This is a genomic window from Novosphingobium sp. PhB165 (assembly GCF_004341845.1).
Lineage (GTDB): Bacteria > Pseudomonadota > Alphaproteobacteria > Sphingomonadales > Sphingomonadaceae > Novosphingobium.
On sequence record NZ_SLVB01000006.1, the window covers coordinates 408,892 to 429,449 of the forward strand.

At 66.1% G+C, this 20,558-nt stretch carries 22 protein-coding genes; 14 read left to right on the top strand and 8 right to left on the bottom strand.

The window, feature by feature from the left end:
• From EDF56_RS18910 to EDF56_RS18925, 4 genes are all read left to right on the top strand, one after another.
• Entirely contained in the window at positions 1-414 is a 414-nt protein-coding gene (locus EDF56_RS18910; RefSeq protein WP_132390346.1) for an EthD domain-containing protein, read from the top strand.
• Positions 407-1,639, top strand: coding sequence for an MFS transporter (locus EDF56_RS18915; RefSeq protein WP_132390348.1), 1,233 nt, complete (start codon positions 407-409; stop codon positions 1,637-1,639). The genes EDF56_RS18910 and EDF56_RS18915 overlap by 8 nt, the downstream gene beginning before the upstream one ends.
• Before the next feature lie 88 nt (positions 1,640-1,727).
• Entirely contained in the window at positions 1,728-3,086 is a 1,359-nt protein-coding gene (locus EDF56_RS18920; protein WP_132390350.1) for an aromatic ring-hydroxylating dioxygenase subunit alpha, read from the top strand.
• Between the two features lie 22 nt (positions 3,087-3,108).
• Complete coding sequence (locus EDF56_RS18925) at positions 3,109-4,014, top strand: glyoxalase (protein ID WP_132390352.1); 906 nt, start codon at positions 3,109-3,111, stop codon at positions 4,012-4,014.
• Positions 4,015-4,227: 213 nt separating this feature from the next.
• Here EDF56_RS18925 and EDF56_RS18930 read toward each other — a convergent pair whose 3' ends face one another.
• Both EDF56_RS18930 and EDF56_RS18935 read right to left on the bottom strand, forming a co-directional pair.
• Positions 4,228-5,550, bottom strand: a complete 1,323-nt coding sequence (locus tag EDF56_RS18930) for an Hsp70 family protein (protein ID WP_132390354.1) — start codon at positions 5,548-5,550, stop codon at positions 4,228-4,230.
• Positions 5,551-5,801: 251 nt separating this feature from the next.
• Positions 5,802-6,398 (bottom strand): TlpA disulfide reductase family protein, encoded by a 597-nt coding sequence (locus tag EDF56_RS18935; protein WP_132390356.1) that lies wholly within the window; start codon positions 6,396-6,398, stop codon positions 5,802-5,804.
• Positions 6,399-6,417: 19 nt separating this feature from the next.
• On the opposite strand from EDF56_RS18935, the gene argH reads away from it, so the two are divergent.
• The 8 genes from argH (at position 6,418) to EDF56_RS18975 (ending at position 12,852) form a co-directional block, all read left to right on the top strand.
• Positions 6,418-7,791: an argininosuccinate lyase gene (argH, locus tag EDF56_RS18940; protein WP_132390622.1), complete on the top strand. Its 1,374-nt coding sequence runs from the start codon at positions 6,418-6,420 to the stop codon at positions 7,789-7,791.
• Positions 7,792-7,796: 5 nt separating this feature from the next.
• A complete protein-coding gene (locus EDF56_RS18945; RefSeq protein ID WP_132390358.1) occupies positions 7,797-8,048 on the top strand; it encodes a hypothetical protein in 252 nt (83 codons plus the stop codon).
• A gap of 20 nt (positions 8,049-8,068) precedes the next feature.
• The gene (gene lysA, locus EDF56_RS18950; RefSeq protein WP_132390360.1) at positions 8,069-9,328 is read left to right on the top strand and encodes a diaminopimelate decarboxylase; all 1,260 of its coding nucleotides are present in this window, start codon (positions 8,069-8,071) and stop codon (positions 9,326-9,328) included.
• A 45-nt stretch (positions 9,329-9,373) separates the two neighbouring features.
• Positions 9,374-10,162 carry an NAD(P)-dependent oxidoreductase gene (locus tag EDF56_RS18955; protein ID WP_132390362.1) on the top strand — a complete coding sequence of 263 codons (789 nt, stop codon included), beginning with the start codon at positions 9,374-9,376 and terminating at the stop codon, positions 10,160-10,162.
• A gap of 171 nt (positions 10,163-10,333) precedes the next feature.
• A complete protein-coding gene (locus EDF56_RS18960; RefSeq protein ID WP_132390364.1) occupies positions 10,334-10,528 on the top strand; it encodes a hypothetical protein in 195 nt (64 codons plus the stop codon).
• Between the two features lie 31 nt (positions 10,529-10,559).
• The gene (locus EDF56_RS18965; RefSeq protein WP_132390366.1) at positions 10,560-11,513 is read left to right on the top strand and encodes a hypothetical protein; all 954 of its coding nucleotides are present in this window, start codon (positions 10,560-10,562) and stop codon (positions 11,511-11,513) included.
• Complete coding sequence (locus EDF56_RS18970) at positions 11,513-12,424, top strand: transposase (protein ID WP_243652690.1); 912 nt, start codon at positions 11,513-11,515, stop codon at positions 12,422-12,424. Before EDF56_RS18965 ends, EDF56_RS18970 begins: the two co-directional genes overlap by 1 nt.
• Before the next feature lie 74 nt (positions 12,425-12,498).
• Entirely contained in the window at positions 12,499-12,852 is a 354-nt protein-coding gene (locus tag EDF56_RS18975) for a hypothetical protein (RefSeq protein ID WP_132390370.1), read from the top strand.
• A gap of 4 nt (positions 12,853-12,856) precedes the next feature.
• Here EDF56_RS18975 and ruvX read toward each other — a convergent pair whose 3' ends face one another.
• The 6 genes from ruvX to pyrE form a co-directional block, all read right to left on the bottom strand.
• Positions 12,857-13,342: a Holliday junction resolvase RuvX gene (gene ruvX, locus EDF56_RS18980; protein ID WP_132390372.1), complete on the bottom strand. Its 486-nt coding sequence runs from the start codon at positions 13,340-13,342 to the stop codon at positions 12,857-12,859.
• A 31-nt stretch (positions 13,343-13,373) separates the two neighbouring features.
• A complete protein-coding gene (locus tag EDF56_RS18985; RefSeq protein ID WP_132390374.1) occupies positions 13,374-14,486 on the bottom strand; it encodes an AI-2E family transporter in 1,113 nt (370 codons plus the stop codon).
• Entirely contained in the window at positions 14,483-15,418 is a 936-nt protein-coding gene (gene lepB, locus EDF56_RS18990; RefSeq protein WP_132390376.1) for a signal peptidase I, read from the bottom strand. Before lepB ends, EDF56_RS18985 begins: the two co-directional genes overlap by 4 nt.
• Positions 15,419-15,439: 21 nt before the next feature.
• Entirely contained in the window at positions 15,440-15,850 is a 411-nt protein-coding gene (gene acpS / locus EDF56_RS18995; RefSeq protein ID WP_132390378.1) for a holo-ACP synthase, read from the bottom strand.
• Positions 15,847-16,590 (bottom strand): pyridoxine 5'-phosphate synthase, encoded by a 744-nt coding sequence (locus tag EDF56_RS19000; RefSeq protein WP_132390380.1) that lies wholly within the window; start codon positions 16,588-16,590, stop codon positions 15,847-15,849. The genes acpS and EDF56_RS19000 overlap by 4 nt, the downstream gene beginning before the upstream one ends.
• Positions 16,591-16,877: 287 nt before the next feature.
• Positions 16,878-17,462 (bottom strand): orotate phosphoribosyltransferase, encoded by a 585-nt coding sequence (gene pyrE, locus EDF56_RS19005; RefSeq protein WP_132390382.1) that lies wholly within the window; start codon positions 17,460-17,462, stop codon positions 16,878-16,880.
• 323 nt (positions 17,463-17,785) lie between these two features.
• Between pyrE and coxB the strand changes: the two genes are divergently transcribed.
• Both coxB and ctaD read left to right on the top strand, forming a co-directional pair.
• Entirely contained in the window at positions 17,786-18,751 is a 966-nt protein-coding gene (gene coxB / locus EDF56_RS19010; protein WP_347812992.1) for a cytochrome c oxidase subunit II, read from the top strand.
• Positions 18,752-18,779: 28 nt separating this feature from the next.
• On the top strand, positions 18,780-20,465 hold the full coding sequence (gene ctaD / locus EDF56_RS19015) for a cytochrome c oxidase subunit I (RefSeq protein WP_132390386.1): 1,686 nt from the start codon (positions 18,780-18,782) through the stop codon (positions 20,463-20,465).
• The last annotated feature ends 93 nt before the right edge of the window (positions 20,466-20,558 follow it).

The window sequence follows — 20,558 nt, forward strand, 5'->3', positions numbered from 1 at the left end:
ATGCTCAAGCAGCTCTGCTTTTTCCGCAAGCGGCCGGACATGACCATGGACGCGTTCATGGACTACTACGAGAACCAGCACTCGCAGCTCTCGAAGAAGATGGGCGCGCAGCCGGCCATTCCCGGCGCGGTTCGCTACGTGCGGCGCTATCTGGTGCCGGAAAAGAACCCGATCACCGGCGAGATCCACGATCCCGGCTTCGACTGCGTGATGGAAATCTGGTGGAACAGCCGCGAGGATTTCGAACGCTCGCAGGCGATCATCAGCGATCCCGCGCGCCAGCCGATGATCAAGGCGGACGAGGAGAAACTCTTCGCCAGCCACGCCAACCCGGTCTGCACCTGCATCGAATACGATTCGCCGATGGGGCCCAACGGCGAGGCGACCTCTGTCGAATTGCGCTACGGTGACTGAGGCCCTCTCTTCGCGGCAGGAATGGTCGCGCTACGGCCTCGTCCCGGTGGCGGCTGGGCTCGGCTATGCGACCAGCGTGATCCACATCTACGGCATCGGGCCCTATATCGGCCCGGTGGCCGAAGCGATGGGCTGGAGCCGTACCGAAGTGACCTTCGGGCTCACCATCGCGACTCTGGTGCAGGCGGTGGGCGGCATTTTCGTCGGCCTTGCGGTGGACCGCTTCGGCCCGCGCCGCTTCGGCGTGATCGGCCTTGTGCTGCTGACGGCGGCCTTTGCGCTGCTCGGCACCACGGGGGCGAGCATCGGGCACTGGTATGCGCTCTGGGGGCTGATCGCGATGGTCTCGCTGCCGGTGCAGGCCTCGGTCTGGACCAGCGCGGTCGCCTCGCGATTCGAGATGTCGCGCGGGCTGGCGCTGGCGGTGACGCTCTGCGGCGCATCCATTGCGGCGGGGCTGTTCCCGCTGCTGGGCACGTGGGCGATCAAGACCTTCGGCTGGCGCATGGCCTTCGCGGTGCACGGCGGGCTGTGGTTCCTGCTGGCGTTTCCGATGATCTTCCTGTTCTTCCGCGGCGCGCACGACCGCGGGCGCCGCAACGAACCGGCGCCTGCCAAGCGCGACTTGCCCGGCGTCTCGCTGGGCGAGGGGCTGCGCTCCAGCGTCTATCACCGCCTGTTCGTGGCCAGCCTGCTGTTCACCTTCACGATCATCGCCATCGTCGTGCACTTCGTGTCGATCCTGGGAGACCGGGGCGCGGACCCGATGACGGCGGCGGCGATTGCCTCGTTCGTCGGCTGGTTCTCGCTGGCGGGAAGGCTGGGCACGGGCGTCATGCTCGATCGCTACCCGGCCTCGCTGGTGGGCGCGGCGGTGTTCCTGCTGCCGGTGGCCGGGTGCCTGCTGCTGCTCGGTTCGGGGACGTCGCTGCTGGCGCTGGCGCTTGCCTCGGGGCTGATCGGGCTGACCCTGGGGGCGGAGATCGACGTGGTGGTCTATCTGATCACCCGGCACTTCGGGCTCAGGAATTTCGGCGGGCTCTACGGCGGCGTGCTGGCGGCGCTCTCCATCGGCACGGCGGTCGGCCCGCTGGTGGCGGCGCTGATTCACGACCGGACGGGCAGCTACGAAAGCTTCCTCTGGCTCGCCATCGGCATGATGGCCGCCAGCAGCCTTGCCATCGGCAGCCTGCCGCGCCGCACCCTCGTTTTCGCGCCCACCTGACGGCGGTAGCGCCATGGCGATTGGCCTGGCGTGCGAATAATGGGATAATGAACGCCAATACGAATGATGAAGATGGGAAGAGAACGGCATGGGTGAAATTGGCAGGATCGTGCAGGCTCCCGAGGACCTGACCGTCCCCGTTCGCGTTCCGGCCGAGGCCTATATCTCGCCGGAATACGCCAAGGCAGAGCGCGACAAGCTGTGGCGCAAGGTCTGGCTTCAGGCTGGGCGGATGGAAGACATCCCCGAAGTGGGCGATTTCATCACCTTCGACATCCTCGACGATTCGGTGATCGTGGTCCGCGCCTCCGAAACCGAGATTCGCGCTTTCCACAACGTCTGCCCGCATCGCGGCCGCAAGCTGGTGGATACTCCGGCCGGCATGCGCAACGCGCGCGGCACCCGTCGCAACTTCATCTGCGGCTATCACGGCTGGACCTTCGGGCTCGACGGCGCGAACACTTATATGGAGCATCAGGAAGACTGGCAGGGCCATCTCTGTGGCGGCCAGGCGGACTTAGGTGTCGTCAAGGTCGATACTTGGGGCGGCTGGATCTGGATCAATCTCGACCCCGAATCCATGTCGCTGGCCGAGTATCTGCACCCGGCGGCGGGTATGCTCGATCCCTATGGCCTCCAGAACATGCGCCCGCGCTGGCGCAAGTGGGTGGTGTTCGAATGCAACTGGAAGGTCGCGATGGAGGCCTTCTGCGAGACCTACCACGTCTCCACCACGCACCCGGAATTCATGGAATTCGGCCAGTTCCGGGGCTGGGCGCGCAATCAGGGCTTGCACTCCAACATCGGTTACGATGCGCCCAAGGGGCAGGAGGAAGACTCCGGCAAGCTGCGCCTCGGCGCCGGTGAGGATCCGCGCGTGACCACGGCGGAAATGCAGAACTTCACCTGGGCAAATGCCAATACCAACACGACGATGACGCTCGTCGGCGTGGCCAATCGCCTGAAGGACGAACTGCCCGAAGGGACTCCGGCGGCGGAAGTCTCGGCCTACTGGATCGGCACCGCCCGTAAGGAAGATGCGGAGCGCGGCGTGGTCTGGGCGCAAGTCGATCCGCAGCACACCGCGCAGGCGGGCACGGCATGGCAGATCTTCCCGAACTTCCAGATCGGCCACGCGGTCAACAACATGCTCTGCTACCAGGCGCGGCCTTATGGCACCGACCCGGACAAGTGCATCTTCGAGGCCGCCGTCTACGAACTCTGGCCCGAGGGTCAGGCGCCTGAAACCGAATGGGAATATACCCAGCCGAACGACTGGCCGCCGGTGCTCCAGCAGGACTTCGCCAATATGGCGGCGGTCCAGCAGGGCATGAAAAACGTCGGTTTCCGGGGCGCACAGCCCAATCCCTACATGGAGCGGTCAGTCGCTTCGCTGCACATGAACCTTGCCCGGTTCATGGGCACCGGCTCGCCCGAAACCTACTGAGCGGTTCCGCGCGGTGGAGGGAATGCCGCTCGTCCACGTAAGCTGGGCGCTGGTCGACAATGGCCTGCGCCCAGCCTGCGACGCCTTCTTCCGAGAGGTGTTCGGCGCCGAAACCGCGCACGAAATCCTGATTACGCCTGAAACCGAGAAGATGGGCCTCGACCGGGAGGAGAGTCTCCTCATGATCGGCGATACCATGCTGATCCCCATCGCCCCAGCCGGTCGCGGCGCGCAGGATGGCCATCCGCTGGGTGACATGCTGCGCCGCTCGGCCGCGGCCAATCGCTGGATCGGCGTGGCGCTCAAGGTGACGGACCTTGCGCAGGCGGACGCATGGTTCGCGGAGCGCGGGTTCAAGCGGCACTACGATCCGGGGATGGAGGCCTATTACTTTCTCGTCCCGCGCGGGCAGGCGCTGGGCATGCGGCTGGAGATCGTGACGCAGGATATGCCCGGCGATCCGCGCCGCGATCCGGGGTGGCGCCCCGCGATGGATCATCCGCTCGGGATCGAGGGCTTGCAGGCCATCGGCCTTTCGGCGCCCTCGCTGGCCGAGGCACGCGCGGTCTTCGCCGAAAAGCTTCGCTGGCCGGAACTCGGCACGCGCGACTTGCCTGATGCGCGCTGCGCGGCTTTCGCCATGGGCGACACCGTGCTGGAGGCGCTGGAAGGGCCGGAAGGTTCGGCCATCGCCGATCATGCGCGGGACGTGAAGGGCATCTGCCATCTCGTCTTCAAGGTCCGCGATGCGGCCGCCACGGCGCAGTATCTGGAAGGCAAAGGCCTGCCGCTGATCGGTGATCGGGCAGACCGCTTCGCCATCGCGCCCGAGGCCGCGCATGGACGGACGATCTGGTTTACCGACGTGACGCCTCCGAATTACCCGAAAGTCGGGTCCCGGCTCGGCGCCTTGATCGCGGCGGCCTGATCCGGCGATTTACCGCTGCCTGGGACTTGCGTGAGTACGACGCAGACCGCGCGCCAGCGTCACGGCGTCCAACCGTCAACGCTCCAATCGCCGCCTTAAACAGCCACCATACCAAACCGCCGCCGTACTAACCGCAACCGCACCAAAACCACCGTCGCCCCCGCGAAGGCGGGGGCCCCGCTTCTTCTCCGCGTTCCAACCCGCGCCGAGGTCTCAGCCCTCATCCTCGTCCGAAGCGATCCATTCCGACAGGTCCGGAGATTGCCCGATCAGGGCGAGGCCGTGGGCGATCGAGGTCAGTTCGTTGCCGCTGGCGATCCGGCTGTCGCCAAAACGCTCTTCGAACAGGCGGCGGACGGCCGGGATCAGCGAGGAGCCGCCGGTCAGGAACACGTGGTCGATCTGATTCGCCTCCAGCCCCGACTTGGCGAGCGCGCTGTCCACGGTTTCGCCGATGCGCTGGAGATCGGGGGCGATCCAGCTTTCGAAATCGGCGCGGCTGACTTCGGATTCGATATTGAGGTTGTCGCTATGGAAGCGCAGCGCGCCGTGTTCGTCGCTGGAAAGCGCGCGCTTGAGCTGGCCGACCGCCTCGTAGAGGCCAAAGCCCAGTTCATGTTCGACCACCGCGATCATGCGGGCGATGGCGGCCGGATCGGTGGCGCCGTGCTTCAGCTTCGCGAGTTGCTCCAGCGTGCGGCGGTTGCGCATCAGCGCCAGCCGCGACCAGTCTCCGAAGTCGGCAAAATGGCCCGGCGGGATCTCCAGCACCTTGTCGAACGAGCGATAGGTGCCGCCCTTGCCCAGCAGCGGCAGGACGAGGTGGTCCATGATGCGATAGTCGAAGCGGTCGCCGGCGATGCCGATACCGGCCGAGCCCAGCGGCACGCAGCGCTTCGCGGCGCCGGGCGCCTCGACCCGGACGATGGAAAAGTCGCTGGTACCGCCGCCAAAGTCCGCCACCAGCAGCGTCGCCGGTTCGGTCAGCCGCGAGGCGAAGCTGAATGCCGCGCCGATCGGCTCGTAAACGTAGTGGACCTGCCGCCCCAGCATGGCGAACATCGCATCGTAGCGGGTGCGCGCCAGTGCGGCATCGGGCCGCGCGCCGACGTAGCGGACCGGACGTCCGATCACCACGCTGTCGGGCAGATCGCGCAGGGCATTGCCAGCATGGTCGCGCAAGTGGGTCAGGAAGACTTGCCCCAGTTCCTCGAAGCGCAGCCGCTTCTCGAACAGGCTGGCATGCTCGAAGGCGGGATTGGCGGCGACCGACTTGAAGGACTGGAGGAAGCGCGAGCCTTGCGGGAATTCAAGGAATTCGGAAATGGCCCAAGGCCCCGCCTCGTGCGCCAGCCCGCCGCGCACGCCTTCTTCCTGCCAGAAGCACAGCGCCGAGCGGAACACCGAGCTGACGCCTCCGGGCGCGGCGAATTCGACGAGATCGGCCTCTCCATCGCGGTCCGACAGTGCGATGACCGAATTGGTGGTGCCGAAGTCGATGCCGACAGAGCGGGCGGCGGCCGTGCCGGTCGACATAGGGGAATCCTCGATGTTCAAGCTGAAGGGGCCGGGGCCTATCGCAGGGCCTGCGCGTTCCTGCAACGGATATGCTGCAATGCCGCGAACGGAAGGCATTTTTTGCGGCGCCTGCGAAGAAGGCGCGCGGGTTTTCCGGCTGTGCCGACGGCAATCATGCCGTGAAAGACGCTGCCGGTACACACGGCGACAGGGCTTTCACACCCCGTTCCGTGCACTCCGCGCAGCGCCTTCTCGGCGTCGGCGGCGCCTTACTTCGCTTCGGCGAGCAGCTTCTGCGCTTCGGGGCTGGTCCAGTCGTTGCCGCCCGTAAAGCGCCAGACTTCCTTGCCCTGGCTGTCGAACAGGATCGAGACGGGCAGGTTGCCGCCATACTGGAAGCCAAGATCGCCGTGCTCGTCATGCCAGGGCTCGATGTGGTCGAGCTTGCGGCGATGCAGGATCTCCACGACTTTGCCGATATCCGCCGTGTCCTCGGAGATCGGCAGGATCTGCAAGGGCGAATCGGACTTGCCGGCGAGTTCGTTGAGCGTCGGCATCTCGGCGATGCAGGGCGCGCACCAGGTTGCCCAGAGGTTGATGAGTACGGGCTTGCCCTTGAGCGAGGTCAGATCCAGACTCTCGCCGGTATTGTCGACCACGGTCACGGCCGGAATCGGCGTGCCCTTGTGCGAACGGTCGAGCTTGTCGGCGGTCTTGTCGGGGGAGGCGGGCGCTTGGGCGGCGGTTTCGCTAGCCTGCGGTTGCGCCTCCTTCCCGCTTTGCCTATCGCAGCCCGCGGCGAGGAGCGCGCCGGCCCCCGCGATCGAATACAGGACAAGCGACTTGAGCGATTTGGAAGACAGCAAGGCAGGGAGCTCCAACCAGATGTGGGGCGGACGGTTCGCGGAAGGACCGTCGGCAATCATGCGCGAGATAAATGCCTCGATCCCCTTCGACAAGGCGCTGTGGCGGCAGGACATCGCGGCCAGCAAGGCACACGTCGCGATGCTGGCGGCCTGCGGCGTGGTGACCGACGCGGATGCACTGGCGATCCGCGACGGACTGGATGCGGTCGCGGCCGAGTACGAAGTCTCGGGAGTCCCGGAAAACTGGGACCTTGAGGACATTCACATGACCACCGAGGGCCGCCTTGCCGAACTGATCGGCCCGGTCGCCGGCCGCCTGCACACGGCCCGTTCGCGCAACGATCAGGTGGCCACCGATTTTCGCCTCTGGGTGCGCGATGCGATGGATCAGGCCGATGCCGGGCTGGAAGCGTTGCAAAAGGCGCTCGTTACCCGCGCCGGTGAGCATGCCGATTCGATCATGCCGGGCTTCACCCATCTTCAGACCGCGCAGCCGGTGACGCTGGGCCATCACCTGATGGCCTATTACGAGATGATCGGCCGCGACCGTTCGCGCTTTGCCGACGCGCGCAAGCGTATGAACCGCAGCCCGCTGGGCGCGGCGGCGCTGGCCGGTACCGGCTTCCCGATCGATCGCTTCATGACCGCGCAGGCGCTCGGCTTCGACGCGCCGACCGACAACAGCCTCGATTCGGTTTCGGACCGCGATTTCGCGCTCGATTACCTGATGGCGGCCAGCCAGTGCTCGCTGCACCTCTCGCGCCTGGCCGAAGAGTTCATCATCTGGGCCAGCCAGCCCTTCGGCTTCGTGGCACTGCCCGATTCGCTGTCCACCGGCAGCTCGATCATGCCGCAGAAGAAGAACCCGGACGCGGCCGAGCTGGTGCGTGGCCATTCGGGCCGGATCGTCGGTTGCCTGACCAGCCTGATGATCACCATGAAGGGCCTGCCGCTGGCCTATTCGAAGGACATGCAGGACGACAAGCCGCCGGTGTTCGAGGCGGCCAGCCTGCTGGCGCTCTCCATCGCGGCGATGACCGGCATGGTCGCCGAAACCCGCTTCCGCACCGATCGCATGCGCGGCGCGGCCGAACTGGGCTTCGCCACCGCCACCGATCTGGCCGACTGGCTGGTGCGTGAAGGCAATATTCCGTTCCGCGAGGCGCACCACATCACCGGTTCGGCCGTGAAGCTGGCCGAGCAGCGCGGCGTCGCGCTCGATCAATTGCCGCTGGAGGACCTCAAGGCCATCGACAGCCGCATCGACGAGCGCGTATTCAAGGCGCTCTCGGTCGAGGCTTCGGTCGCCGCGCGCAAGTCGCATGGCGGCACCGCGCCCGATCAGGTACGTCTGCGTGTGGCCGAAGCCCGGTCGGCGCTCGGTCTGGAGTGAACGTGATGCGCAAGACTGCCGCCCTCATCCTGCTTCTCGCGCCGCTTGCCGCCCTTGCGGGCTGCGGGCAGCGCGCGGCGCTGGCGGTGAAACAGGGCGAGCAGTTGCCGCCCGCGCCCTTCGGCCGCGCGGTCCAGCCCAAACCGGCGGAACTGCTGACTCCGCCCACGCTCGCCATTCCCGAACGCAGCGTCGAGCTGCGCACACGCTCCGAGACGCGAGGGGACGATCCTTACGATCTCCCGCCGCCCGAATGAGCCACTGACACCGAGATCCCATGGACCATTTTGCTCTGAACGCCGGCGAACTCTTCGCCGAAAACGTGCCGCTGGCCGCTATCGCCGGCGAAGTCGGCACGCCCGTCTACGTCTATTCGCGCGCGACGCTCAGCCGCCATGCCCGCGTGTTCCGCGAGGCGCTTTCGGCGCTGCCGAGCGTGCACATCGCTTTCGCGGTCAAGTCCAACCCCAACCTTGCGGTGCTGCGCCTGTTGGCGAACGAGGGCTACGGCGCCGACGTCGTCTCCGAAGGCGAGATGAACCGCGCGCTGGCCGCCGGTATTCCGGCCGCTGACGTGGTGTTCTCGGGCGTCGGCAAGACGCGGCGCGAACTGGTCGCCGCGGTCAAGGCGGGCATCGGCCAGTTCAACCTCGAAAGCGAGGAAGAGGGCGTAGAGCTTGCCGCCGTCGCCGCCGAGTTGGGCCTTACCGCCGCCTGCGCGCTCCGCGTGAACCCGGATGTCGACGCGCGTACCCACGCCAAGATCTCGACCGGCAAGGCCGAGAACAAGTTCGGCGTTTCCTATGACAGCGCGGCAGGCATCTATGCCCGGCTCGCAGTTCTGCCGGGCCTCGATATGCGCGGCCTTGCGGTGCATATCGGCAGCCAGATCTCCGATCTCGAACCGTCGCGGCAGGCCTTCATCAAGATGGGCGCGCTGATGGAAGAGATCCGCGCGTCGGGCCATGCGGTTACGCACATGGATCTCGGCGGCGGCCTGGGCGTGCCCTACAAGGCGAGCGATGTGCTGCCCACGCCTGAGGACTATGGCGCGATGGTCGCCTCAGTCGCGAAGGACTGGGGCGTCACCCTGATGTTCGAGCCGGGCCGCGTGATTACCGGCAATTCCGGCGTGCTCGTCACCGAAGTGGTGCGCGTCAAGCAGGGCACCGTGAACCCGTTCGTGGTGGTCGATGCGGCGATGAACGACCTTGCCCGTCCCGCCATGTACGACGCCTGGCACGATTTTGCGGCGGTGAAGCCCAGCGGCAAGACGATCACCGCCAATATCGTCGGCCCCATCTGCGAGAGTTCGGACACGTTCGCGATGGGCCGCGAGATCGACGAAGTGGTCGCCGGTGATCTGGCGATCTTCCGCACTGCCGGTGCCTATGGCGCGACGATGGCGAACACCTACAACAGCCGTGCGCTGGTGCCCGAGGTCATGGTCGACGGCGACAAGTGGGCCGTGGTGGCCAGCCGCATCGAACCCGCCACGATCCTGGCCGCCGAAACCGTGCCGGAGTGGCTCAAGTAAGCGCGCATTTCGACAAACCGGCCGCCGGGCGGTAGGATCACGGGCATGATCGCGAGCCTGCCCCTGTTTCACCGCGTTGGCGGCCGCCCGGTCGTCGTGCTCGGCGTGGGCGAGGCGGCCGAGGCCAAGCGGCGGCTGGTCGAGCGCGCGGGCGGCGTGGTTTTCGACGACCTCGCCCATGGCCGTGACGCCGGTGCCCGGCTCGCTTTCATAGCCCATGAGGACGACGCCGCGGCCGAGGCGGATGCGCTGCGGGCGCGGCAGGCGGGGATGCTCGTCAATGTCGTCGACCGACCCGCGCTTTGCGACTTCACGGCGCCTGCGGTGCTCGATCGTTCGCCCGTGCTGGTGGCGATCGGCACCGGCGGTGCTTCGGCAGGGCTTGCCAAGCAACTCCGGCTGCGGTTCGAGGCACTGCTGCCCGGTTCGCTGGGGCAGCTTGCCGACGCTCTGCATGCTGCGCGCGGCACTTTGCGTGCGCGTTTTCCCGATGCCGGTGACCGCCGCCGCGCGCTCGATGCCGCGTTTGGGCAGGGCGGTGCGCTCGATCCGCTGGCAGACGGCGCCGCCGCTCGCGTGGAAGGATGGCTGGCGAGCGCGGCGGCGGGCGCGGGCGGCCGGGTGGAAGTGCGCTTGCGCAGCCACGATCCCGAAGACCTGACGCTGCGCGAGGCGCGGTTGCTGGGCTCCGCCGATCTCCTGCTTTACGAAGAGGGCGTCGGCGATGCCGTCCTCGCCCGCGCCCGTGCCGACGCGGCACGCCGCCCGCTCGAATCGGGTGAGGAAGGCGGCGATCACGCTGGCCTTGTTGTCATCTTGCGGGCCCCGCACTGATACATATTCAGCCTTAACCATGCTTCGCGCGGATTTGCGCCGATCAGCGGTTACGCGGCGGCGCTTTGGCAATTATCCTTTTACAATTGCAGGGAATTAATTCACGTTGCGCGTCTGAGTGCGGCACCTTTGTCCAGTTAATGCCCAAGCCATCACGCCAAGGGGGACAACTTGCAGCAGACCACATCACGGGGCATCACGACGGCGGGAACGACCTTGCCGCACATCGACATTTCCCGGATTCCCGAGCTTGATCGATTGACGGGCCTGTTCGGCTCACTCGCCGATGCGTCGCGGCTGCATTCGCTGGACGACAATCAGGCGGAACTGCTGGCCTGCCTCTACGAGTTCCACCCCGGCGCCTGAGCGCGACGACGCGGGGCGATTCTGTACGGTCATGTCAGGTTTCACAACGGAAGATACGGACTGGGAAAGCGGTCAGCGACAGCTGTCGGCTGTGCTGGTGCAATGGCGATCGAGCGAGGCGGCGGTGCCAGTGCTCGCCGCGCTGGGCGAATTTGCGCGGGGCGCGGCAATGGGCGACTGCCGCCCGCTGGCCGGATTGTTCGGCGGTGATGCGGCGATTGCCGGCGATGTGATCGGCGGTCTGGTGGACGGCGTGGTGAACGGGCTTGCCCGGAGCCCGCTGGGGCAGCTTCCCCTTCGCCACGCGCGCCGGAAAACATCGCATACGCTGTTGCTGGCACGGGATGGCACCGCAAGTCTCGCGATCACGGTCTATGACGGCGTTGCGCTGGCCGCGCAGCCCACCCCGCACAGCGCCGAATTTGCGCCCATCGAAACCTGGGTGCGGGTTCTTGCCGGCACGGGCACAGCGGAGCGCGTGACGCGTGACACCGAATATCTCGCTCCCCTGCAACGCGCCGAAGTCGATCTGCGCCCGGGCGTGATGCTCAAGCGAGACGGCTGGTGTGAGGGTTTGCAGATGCGGGCGGTGGATGGCGCGCTGGTAGTCCTGCGCCTCCAGCGGCAGCTTCGCGTGCCCGATACGGTGCACGAATTCCGGCTCGAAGATGGTGCCCTGCTCCACCGGGCGGCGGCGCGGTCAGAGGACAGCCGGCTGGAACTGGCGATTGCCGTGCTGGTGGCGCAGGGGCGGCGCGATGCGGTGCCGGCGCTGGCGCGGATCGTTACCGGTTCGGCGCCTGTATCCTTGCGCTGGTCGGCGCTGCGTGCGGTGCTGGGGCTAGATACCCGCGCCGGACTGGTGCTGCTGGGCGAGCTTGCCGGCGGTGAGGACGAGGTGCTGGGCGCGGCTGCCCGGGGGCTTCAGCGCGATCTGATCGACGAATGGCCGGAACTGGAGAAGGTGGCGCAATGGCGCGGGTAATGACGCGGCGGGACCCGACGGCGGCCTCGCTTGCGGAATGCGCGGAAGCGCTGGCGGTCTGGGGCTTCGATCCGGAAGACGACATCAACCTCTCGCATGCCGCGAACTGGTTGCAGCGGCTCGGCAACGACCGGCAATTTCTGGGCGATGTGCTGGTGGACCTGCTCGCGGGGCTGGCGCCGGTTCCCGCCGATGCCGAAGGGCTCGTCGGCGCCGGGCCGCAGGCGGTGATGCTGGTGCCGCCGGGCCGGGGCGATTTCTCGATCCGGGCGCGCATCTGGCCGTCTCCGCGCGAGGCTGCGTATCGCGCCAGCGGGCCTGCCGCCTGCGGATATGGCGAAGCGCAGGATTTTGCGAGCGACGTGCTGTCGCTCGGCTATTTCGGGCCGGGTTACCTTGGCGAGGATTACGAATACGATCCCGAGGCGGTGATCGGCCACGTCGGCGAGCAGATCGCGCTGAGGCTGGTGGGGCGGGGCCCGCTCGATGAAGGGCGCCTGATCCATTACCGTGCGTGCCGCGACGTTCTTCTGCGCGATGCGCCCGAGACGCTGTCGGTCTCCATCGATCTCGTCCACACCGATCCCGCGCAAGGCTGGGGCAGCCACCACACGTTCGACGTGGCGCGCGGCGAGATCACCGATCTGCTTGGCCACGGTCCCTCGGAGAGTTTCTTGCGCATTGCCGTGGCGCTCGGCGGCGAGGCGGCGAGCGAGCTTGCCACGCGCTTCGGCGCCAGCCACCCGAGCGAACGCATGCGCCTTGTCGCGTGGCAGGCGCTGGCGGCCCAAGCGAGCGATCAGGCCGCGCGCGATAGCGTCTGGCAGGCGGCGGAGCGCTCGGGCAGCCGACTGGTCGCGCAAGTCGCTAAGGCGCAGCGCCAACAGGGCGAGCGAGGCGTGGGGTCATGATGTTAGAGCGAGCAAGGGGCGGCGTCCGCAAGACGGGCGAGGTTGTCGGGTCGATGGGGTTTGGAGCCTGGCTCATGCTCGGCTTCATCGGCTGGCGCCTGCCGGAGCTTGTCCCGATCTTGCAGCCCTATCGGGATGGCGCCTCTTTGTTCATATTTGCCGGAGCGATTGCCTGCTATGCGGAGAAGGGCGATCGTCCCCCGACCCCAGCGCCATCCATCGACTGGAGCGGCGCGCTGGTCATAATGCTCTGCGGAATCGCATGCACGGCGATGGTGTGGCTGAGCGGCTGGCCCGAACGGGTCCCGACAGCGGTGGGCACGAGTACCGCAACGCTGCTGCTGAGCACGGCGGCCGGATGGTTCGCTTATCGCAACAAAGGACGCACCGGCGAAGCGCGCTTCGATACGGCACCGAAACGCCGCTGACGCGTCAGAACATCCCGCCCGAAAGCGCGTCGATCGCGCCTTGCAGGATCACGGCGGCCGCTGCCGAATCGATGCGCGTGGCGCGCTTGGCGCGGCTCATGTCCTGATCGATCAGCCCGCGTTCGGCGCTGGTGGTCGACCAGCGCTCGTCCCACAGCAGGATTGGCAGGCCGAGCACGGCAAGATTGCGGGCATAAGCACGGCTGGACTGGGCACGGGGCCCTTCCGATCCGTCCATGTTGAGCGGCAGGCCGATGACGATGCCCTTGATTGAGCGCTCGACGATGAGTGCTTCCATCAGGGCCTTGTCGGCGCCGAACTTGCCGCGCTTCAGCGTCTTGCCGGGAGAGGCGATGCGCCATCCGGCGTCGCAGAAGGCGGTGCCGATGGTCTGGGTGCCAAGGTCGAGCCCGAGCAGCCCGCCGCCCGTCGCCGGCAGCGCGTCCCGGAATTCGAGCGCGCCGGTGGTGATGACTGTCCCTGTTGCCATTATGGCAGTCCCTTTCGCGAAATCGGCCCCCTCATAGTGAGGGCGGCTGCTCTGGGGAAGCGGGGGTAAGGTCGTCGTTGCGGGCGGCCTGTCTTTCGAGCCAGATCTTGATCATCGCCACCAGCGGATCGGCCAGCACAAGGCCCAGCAGGCCGAACAGCACGCCCATGATGAGCTGCGCAGCGAGGACCAGCGCGGGCGGCAGGTCCACGGTCTTGCGCGCGATCAGCGGCACGATCAGGTAGCCGTCGATCAGGTGGATCATCAGGTACACGAAGATCGTGTAGAGCCCCATCTCATAGCTGCCCGAGAAGCCCACCAGGATCATCAGCAGGCCCGAGATCAGCGCACCGATGTTGGGCATGAAGGCCAGCAGGCCAGTGATGAGGCCGAGCAGTGTGGCCATCGGCACGCCGTAGATTTCCAGCATGCAAAAGGTGAACAGCCCCTCGACGGTCATGCCGATCATGCGGCCGAACAGCAGGCGGCGCAGGGCCTGACCCATGACTTCGGCGGTCGCCTCGAAATGGCCGCGCCGCTCCTGCGGGAGCATCCAGCCCACCCCGCGGCGGTAGAGCCGGGGCTCCAGCGCGAAGTAGATGCCGAGCACGAGGATCAGGAACAGAGTGGTCAACCCGCCGATGAGGCCGCCGACCATGCGGGTAACCTGTCCGATGCCGCCGCCGACGCCGCTGATCGCTTCTTGCGCGATCGAGCGCACATCGGTCACGCGCAGCATCAGGCCATGCCGTTGCAGCCAGAGCAGGCCGCGATGGAACTGGCTCTCGATCGTGGCAGGCAGTTCGGCGGCCTGCGCGGCGATCTGGCTGCCCGCGAAATGGACCATCCAGATCGCGAACGCCAGTGTCAGCACCAGGACCAGGCCCACCCGCCATCCGCGCGGGATCTTGAGCACTTTGCCGATGAGCCGCGCGCCGCCATCGATCAGGGCGGCGACGACAACGCCGCCGAAGATCACCAGCAGCGATTGCGAGAGGAACACCACCAGCGCGAACAACGCGGTCATGCCGATCCAGACGAAGGCCTTGCGCGCTTCGGTGCGGATCAGGGGATCGGCGATATCAGTGGGGCCGGCACGGTTCTCATGCCCTGTCGGATCGTCGCTGCCCCCGGAACCGCTCATTTCCAGGCCTTGCTTGGGTCGATCGGCGGACGCAGGCTGGAGAAGTTGCGGCCCTCGCGCAGGGCCTTCCACCAGGTCAGCGGGTTCCAGGTCTGTGTGCCGTCGAGCGAGAAGGTGATGAATTCAGCGCGGCCGCCGATGTCGGTCAGCGGAACAGGCCCGCCCAGACCGCCGCCGGGCTGGCCGAAGATATCGGTTTCGAACGGTGCGCGGCTGTCCGCCGAGCGGTCGCGGTCGTCACCCATGAGGAAGACATGGCCTGCGGGCACCTTGATCTCCGGATAGTTGTCCAGTTCCTGATCGATATAATCGATTACATCGTAACGGGCACCGTTCGGCAAGGTTTCACGGTAGGTTGGCATTTCGTAAACTTCCTTGCCGCTGGGCAGGCGGGTGCGGAAGTGCTCGAAGCCGTCATAGCAGTGGCCGGGCTCGGCATCGCCTTCGCAGCGCAGCGCATCGTCGGCGGGAATGCGCACCGGCGGTTCCACTTCGCGGGGCACGAACTTGCCGTTGATGCGAATGCGCCCGTCGATCACCGCGATCCGGTCTCCGGGCAGGGCGACCACACGCTTGATGAGGTCGGCCTTGCGGTTGCCGGGCACGACGATGACGATGTCCCCATATTCGGGCGTGCGCTCGAACAAGTGCCAGGTGCCGCGCGGCAGCAGGTGGAAGCTGATCGAGGACCAGTTCCACCCATAGGGATACTTGGACACGACCAGCCGGTCACCCACCAGCAGGTTGGGCATCATCGAGATCGAGGGGATGTAGAACGGCTTGGCGATCAGCGAATGGAACGCCAGCACGCCCAGCAGCATGAGCGCGAGCCCGCGCAGCTCGTGCAGCCAGTTCACCCTTTCCCTGTCGGCCGGTCTCTGTGGAGCGGGTGCGTGTTCGGGTGCGGAAGTTTCGGGAAAGTCTTCGGCCATGTCCAGGGCGCAGAACTCGAATCAGGATTGGGGGAGGGGGCGGGCTTCGATGATGACGAAGGCCTGGGCCCATGGGTGGTCATCGGTGAGTGTGAGGTGAATGACGGCCTCGTAGCCTGCCGGCACCATCCCGTCGAGCCGCGCTTTCGCGCCGCCCGTCAAGGCCAGCGTGGGCGCGCCCGAGGGCGCGTTCACGACGCCGATGTCCTTCATGAAGACCCCGGCCTTGAAACCGGTGCCGACCGCCTTGGAAAACGCTTCTTTGGCCGCGAAGCGCTTGGCCAGCGTGCCCGCCACGGTGTGCGGCCGTCGGGCGGCCTTGGCGCGCTCGACATCGGTGAAGACGCGATTCAGGAAGCGTTCGCCGTAGCGGTCGAGCGAATTCTGGATCCGCTCGATGTTGCAGAGGTCGGAGCCGAGGCCGACGATCACCGCACTTCGTCCATCAGGGCGCGCATCTTCTTCACACTCGCCTCCAGTCCGCAGAAAATGGCTTCACCGATGAGATAGTGACCGATGTTGAGTTCTGCGAGTTGCGGAATCGCGGCGATGGGCTGGACGTTGTCGTAAGTGAGGCCGTGCCCGGCATGCGGCTCGATACCGTTCTTGGCGGCCAGCGCGGCCATGTCGACGATGCGGCGCAGTTCGACCGCGACCTGTTCGCCCTCGGCATGGGCGTATTCGCCGGTGTGAAACTCCACCACCGGGGCGCCGAGCTTCATGGCGGCCTCGATCTGGCGGGGCTCGGGCGCGATGAAAAGGCTGACGCGCACGCCCGCGTCGGCAAGGCGCGCAACGATCGGGGCGAGGCGGTTGTGCTGCCCGGCCGCGTCCAGCCCGCCCTCGGTCGTGCGCTCCTCGCGCCGTTCGGGCACGATGCAGGCGGCGTGCGGGCGGTGGCGCAGCGCGATTTCCAGCATCTCGTCGGTCGCGGCCATTTCGAGGTTGATCGGCAGCCCGGTGGCGGCAGCGACGCGGACCAGGTCCTCGTCACGGATGTGGCGACGATCCTCGCGCAAGTGGACGGTGATGCCGTCGCCGCCGGCCGCCGCGACGATCTCGGCCGCGCGGGCCGGATCGGGGTGGAAGCCGCCGCGTGCGTTACGGATGGTGGCCACATGGTCGATATTGACGCCGAGACGCAGGCGGGAGGGATTGAGCACGGAAGTCATCGGCAGTTCACCATGGAAAACACGTCAATCGGCAAGCCCCCGGGATATCCGGGATCGCGATATTTGCGGGACGGTGGCGCGAGAGCAGGATTGCCGCGCGCGGTGCATGGCAGCAGATAATTGGGATGGCCGGTGCGGGCAACACATCCTTGCGTTTCGCTGCGTCGATTCCGGTTCCGTGGCCTGTCGGACCGAAATCGCAGGGGCGATGGCGGTCCGACAGGCAGCACGATCGATGCCGAAAAATGCGCCGGGACGGTCCTTCGTCCGGGCCACGGAACAGACGGTCAGGGCTGGGCGCGGCTGCCGGGCTTGACGGCCTGCGTGGCGGCCAGTTCGGGCGGCAGTTCATCAGGCGCGTAAGTCGGGAAATTGAGCGCGACGAGCGGGAAGTAAGGCACGCCAAGGTCCACCGAGCCGCCCGAACGGTCGACCAGGGACACTGCCGCGAGCACTTCGCCGCCGGCTTCCTCGATTGCCTTGATCGCTTCGCGGCTGGAAAGGCCGGTGGTCACCACGTCCTCGACCATCAGCACCTTGTCGCCCGGTTCGAGCGAAAAGCCGCGGCGAAGCTCGAAAGTGCCGGTCGGACGCTCGACGAACATCGCATCGACCTGAAGCGCGCGGCCCATTTCCTGGCCGATGATGACGCCGCCCATGGCCGGCGAAACCACTTTGTTGATCGCCCTGCGAATATCGTGGGGGAGTTTTGCGGCAAGGGCGACGGCGAGTCGCGCCGCCCGGTCGGGGTTCATCAGAACGCGCGCGCACTGGAGGTAATGCGCACTGTGACGGCCCGAGGAAAGCAGGAAATGCCCCTCAAGCAAGGCCTTGCTGGCGCGGAACTCGGCGAGGACTTCTTCTTCCTGCATCGGGGCGTAATCCTTTGGTGCAATTTGCAATGTTCATGCGCGATATCGCGCCATACGGGAGCGAAAATCCCCTAGAGGCGCTTGAGACACGCGGCAAGCGCGCGTATAGCCCCCGCAGAAGGGGGGCAAAAAGCCTCCGCAACAGGGGTGCGCGCTTGGGAGGCGACTCACTGAGACGAGTCTCTGGCGCGAATAAGAAACGGGAAAGCGCTGAATCCATGACATTGGGCAAGACCGTTCGTAATTGGGGCACCGTTCGTAATCGGGGAGAGGCTGCAAAGGCACTGAAACTGGCATTTTCGGCATCTGCCGCGGCATTTTGTGTGGCAGCCAGCATTCCCGCGCTTGCGGCGGAAGCTGCGGCCCCCGTCGCGGGTTACACGCCGATGAAGCCGACTCCGGGTATCGGCATGCCGGTTCCCGGCGCCATCGGGCTTCAGCCGCAGTTCTCGAAGCTTGGCGAATATGGCGCGTGGATGCACGACATCGTGCTGATGCCGATCATCACCGTGATCACCATTTTCGTGCTGCTTCTGCTGCTGATCATTGCCGTGCGCTTCAACCGCCGCGCCAATCCCGTGCCTTCGAAAACCAGCCACAACACCATTCTCGAAGTGGTGTGGACGCTGTTCCCGGTGCTGATCCTGATCGGCATCGCGGTCCCCTCGATCGATCTCATCGCCAAGCAGTACAAGCCGGCCCCCAAGGGTGCGCTGACTGTCAAGATCACCGGCAACCAGTGGTTCTGGACTTACGGCTATCCCGATAACGGCGATTTCGAAGTCGTTTCGGACATGCTCAACATCCCCGGCCAGCCGACCATCAACAACGGCGTGCGCGAAGTCGGTTCCAAGCCCTGGGACGGCCCCTCGCACCTTGAGGTCGACAATCGCATGGTGGTGCCGGTGGGCGAACCGATTCGTCTCCAGATCACGGCGGCCGACGTGATCCACTCGTTCGCGGTTCCCTCGCTCTGGTTCAAGCTTGACGCCGTTCCGGGCCGCATCAACGAGAAGGTTCTCTTCGTCGAGAAGCCCGGCGTGTACTACGGCCAGTGCTCCGAACTGTGCGGTGCCAAGCACGGCTACATGCCGATCGCGGTAGAGGCGCTGCCCCGCCCGCAATACGATGCCTGGGTCCTCACGCACGCCGGCGGCGTGATCGATGGCCAGGCGAAGCCGGCCGCCGCATCTGCTGCCGCGGCCGCCGCAACGCCTGCTCCTGCCGCCACGGCAGAGGCCTCGGAGGCGCCCGCCGCCACCGAAACCGCCACCGCAGCTGCCGAATAAGAGCGAATTGAAGGACAGGGTCCCGAACATGGCAACCACCGCAGAACATTTCCAGGCCCACGGCGACGAGCACGGCCACGCGGATCACGATCACAAACCGGCGTTCTTCGCGCGCTGGTTCATGTCCACCAACCACAAGGACATCGGCACGATGTACCTGATCTTCGCGATCTTCGCGGGGGTCATCGGTGGTGCCGTCTCGGGCATCATGCGTGCCGAGCTGGCTCAGCCGGGCATCCAGTACCTTGGCTTCTTCGCCAAGCTGGTGGGTGACAATCCTTCGGACTTCAACGCCACGCTGCACATGTGGAACGTGCTGATCACCGCCCACGGCCTGATCATGGTGTTCTTCATGGTCATGCCGGCGATGATCGGCGGTTTCGGCAACTGGTTCGTGCCGCTGATGATCGGCGCGCCGGACATGGCCTTCCCGCGCATGAACAACATCTCGTTCTGGCTGACCGTGGCGGGCTTCTGCTCGCTGATGTTCTCGGCCTTCGTGCCGGGCGGCACGGGCATGGGCGCGGGCACTGGCTGGACGGTCTATGCGCCGCTCTCCACGTCCGGTTCGGTCGGGCCCGCCGTCGACTTCGGCATTTTCGCGCTGCACCTTGCCGGTGCCGGCTCGATCATGGGCGCGATCAACTTCATCACCACCATCTTCAACATGCGTGCCCCGGGCATGACCATGCACAAGATGCCGCTGTTCGTATGGTCGGTGCTGGTCACCGCGTTCCTGCTGCTGCTGGCGCTGCCAGTGCTCGCCGCCGCTATCACCATGCTCCTGACCGACCGCAACTTTGGCACCACCTTCTTCGATCCGGCCGGCGGCGGTGATCCGGTGCTCTATCAGCACCTGTTCTGGTTCTTCGGTCACCCCGAAGTCTACATCATGATCCTGCCGGGCTTCGGCATCATCTCGCAGATCGTCTCGACCTTCTCGAAGAAGCCGGTGTTCGGCTATCTCGGCATGGCCTATGCCATGGTCGCGATCGGCGTGGTCGGCTTCATCGTCTGGGCCCACCACATGTACGCCACCGGCATGTCGGTGAACACGAAGATGTACTTCACGGCGGCGACCATGGTCATCGCGGTGCCCACCGGCATCAAGATCTTCTCTTGGATCGCGACGATGTGGGGCGGTTCGGTCGAGTTCAAGAGCCCGATGGTCTGGGCGATCGGCTTCATCTTCCTCTTCACCGTCGGCGGCGTGACCGGCGTGGTCCTGGCGAACGGCGGCGTCGATGACGTGCTGCATGACACGTATTACGTGGTCGCCCACTTCCACTACGTGCTGTCGCTGGGTGCCGTCACCGCGCTCTTCGCCGGGTTCTACTACTGGTTCCCGAAGATGAGCGGGCGGATGCATTCCGAGTTCCTCGCCCACGTCCATTTCTGGATCTTCTTCGTCGGCGTGAACATGATCTTCTTCCCGATGCACTTCCTGGGTCTCCAGGGCATGCCGCGCCGTTATCCTGACTATGCAGAGGCTTATGCGCACTGGAACCACGTTGCCACGATCGGCTACATGGTGATGGCGGTCAGCATCGGCGTCTGGTTCGTGAACATCATCTATGCCTTCGTCGCCGGCAAGAAGGCCGAAGACAACTACTGGGGCGAAGGTGCGACCACGCTTGAGTGGACGCTCACCAGCCCGCCGCCGTACCACCAGTTCGAGACGCTTCCCGTCATCGGCGATACGGTGCACCACTGATCTGATCCCTGTCGTCCCGGACCCGGTCCGGGACGACGCCTGCGGGCGGCGGCTTTTGCAGGGCCTCGCTTTTGCGGCGCTTGCGGGTGTATG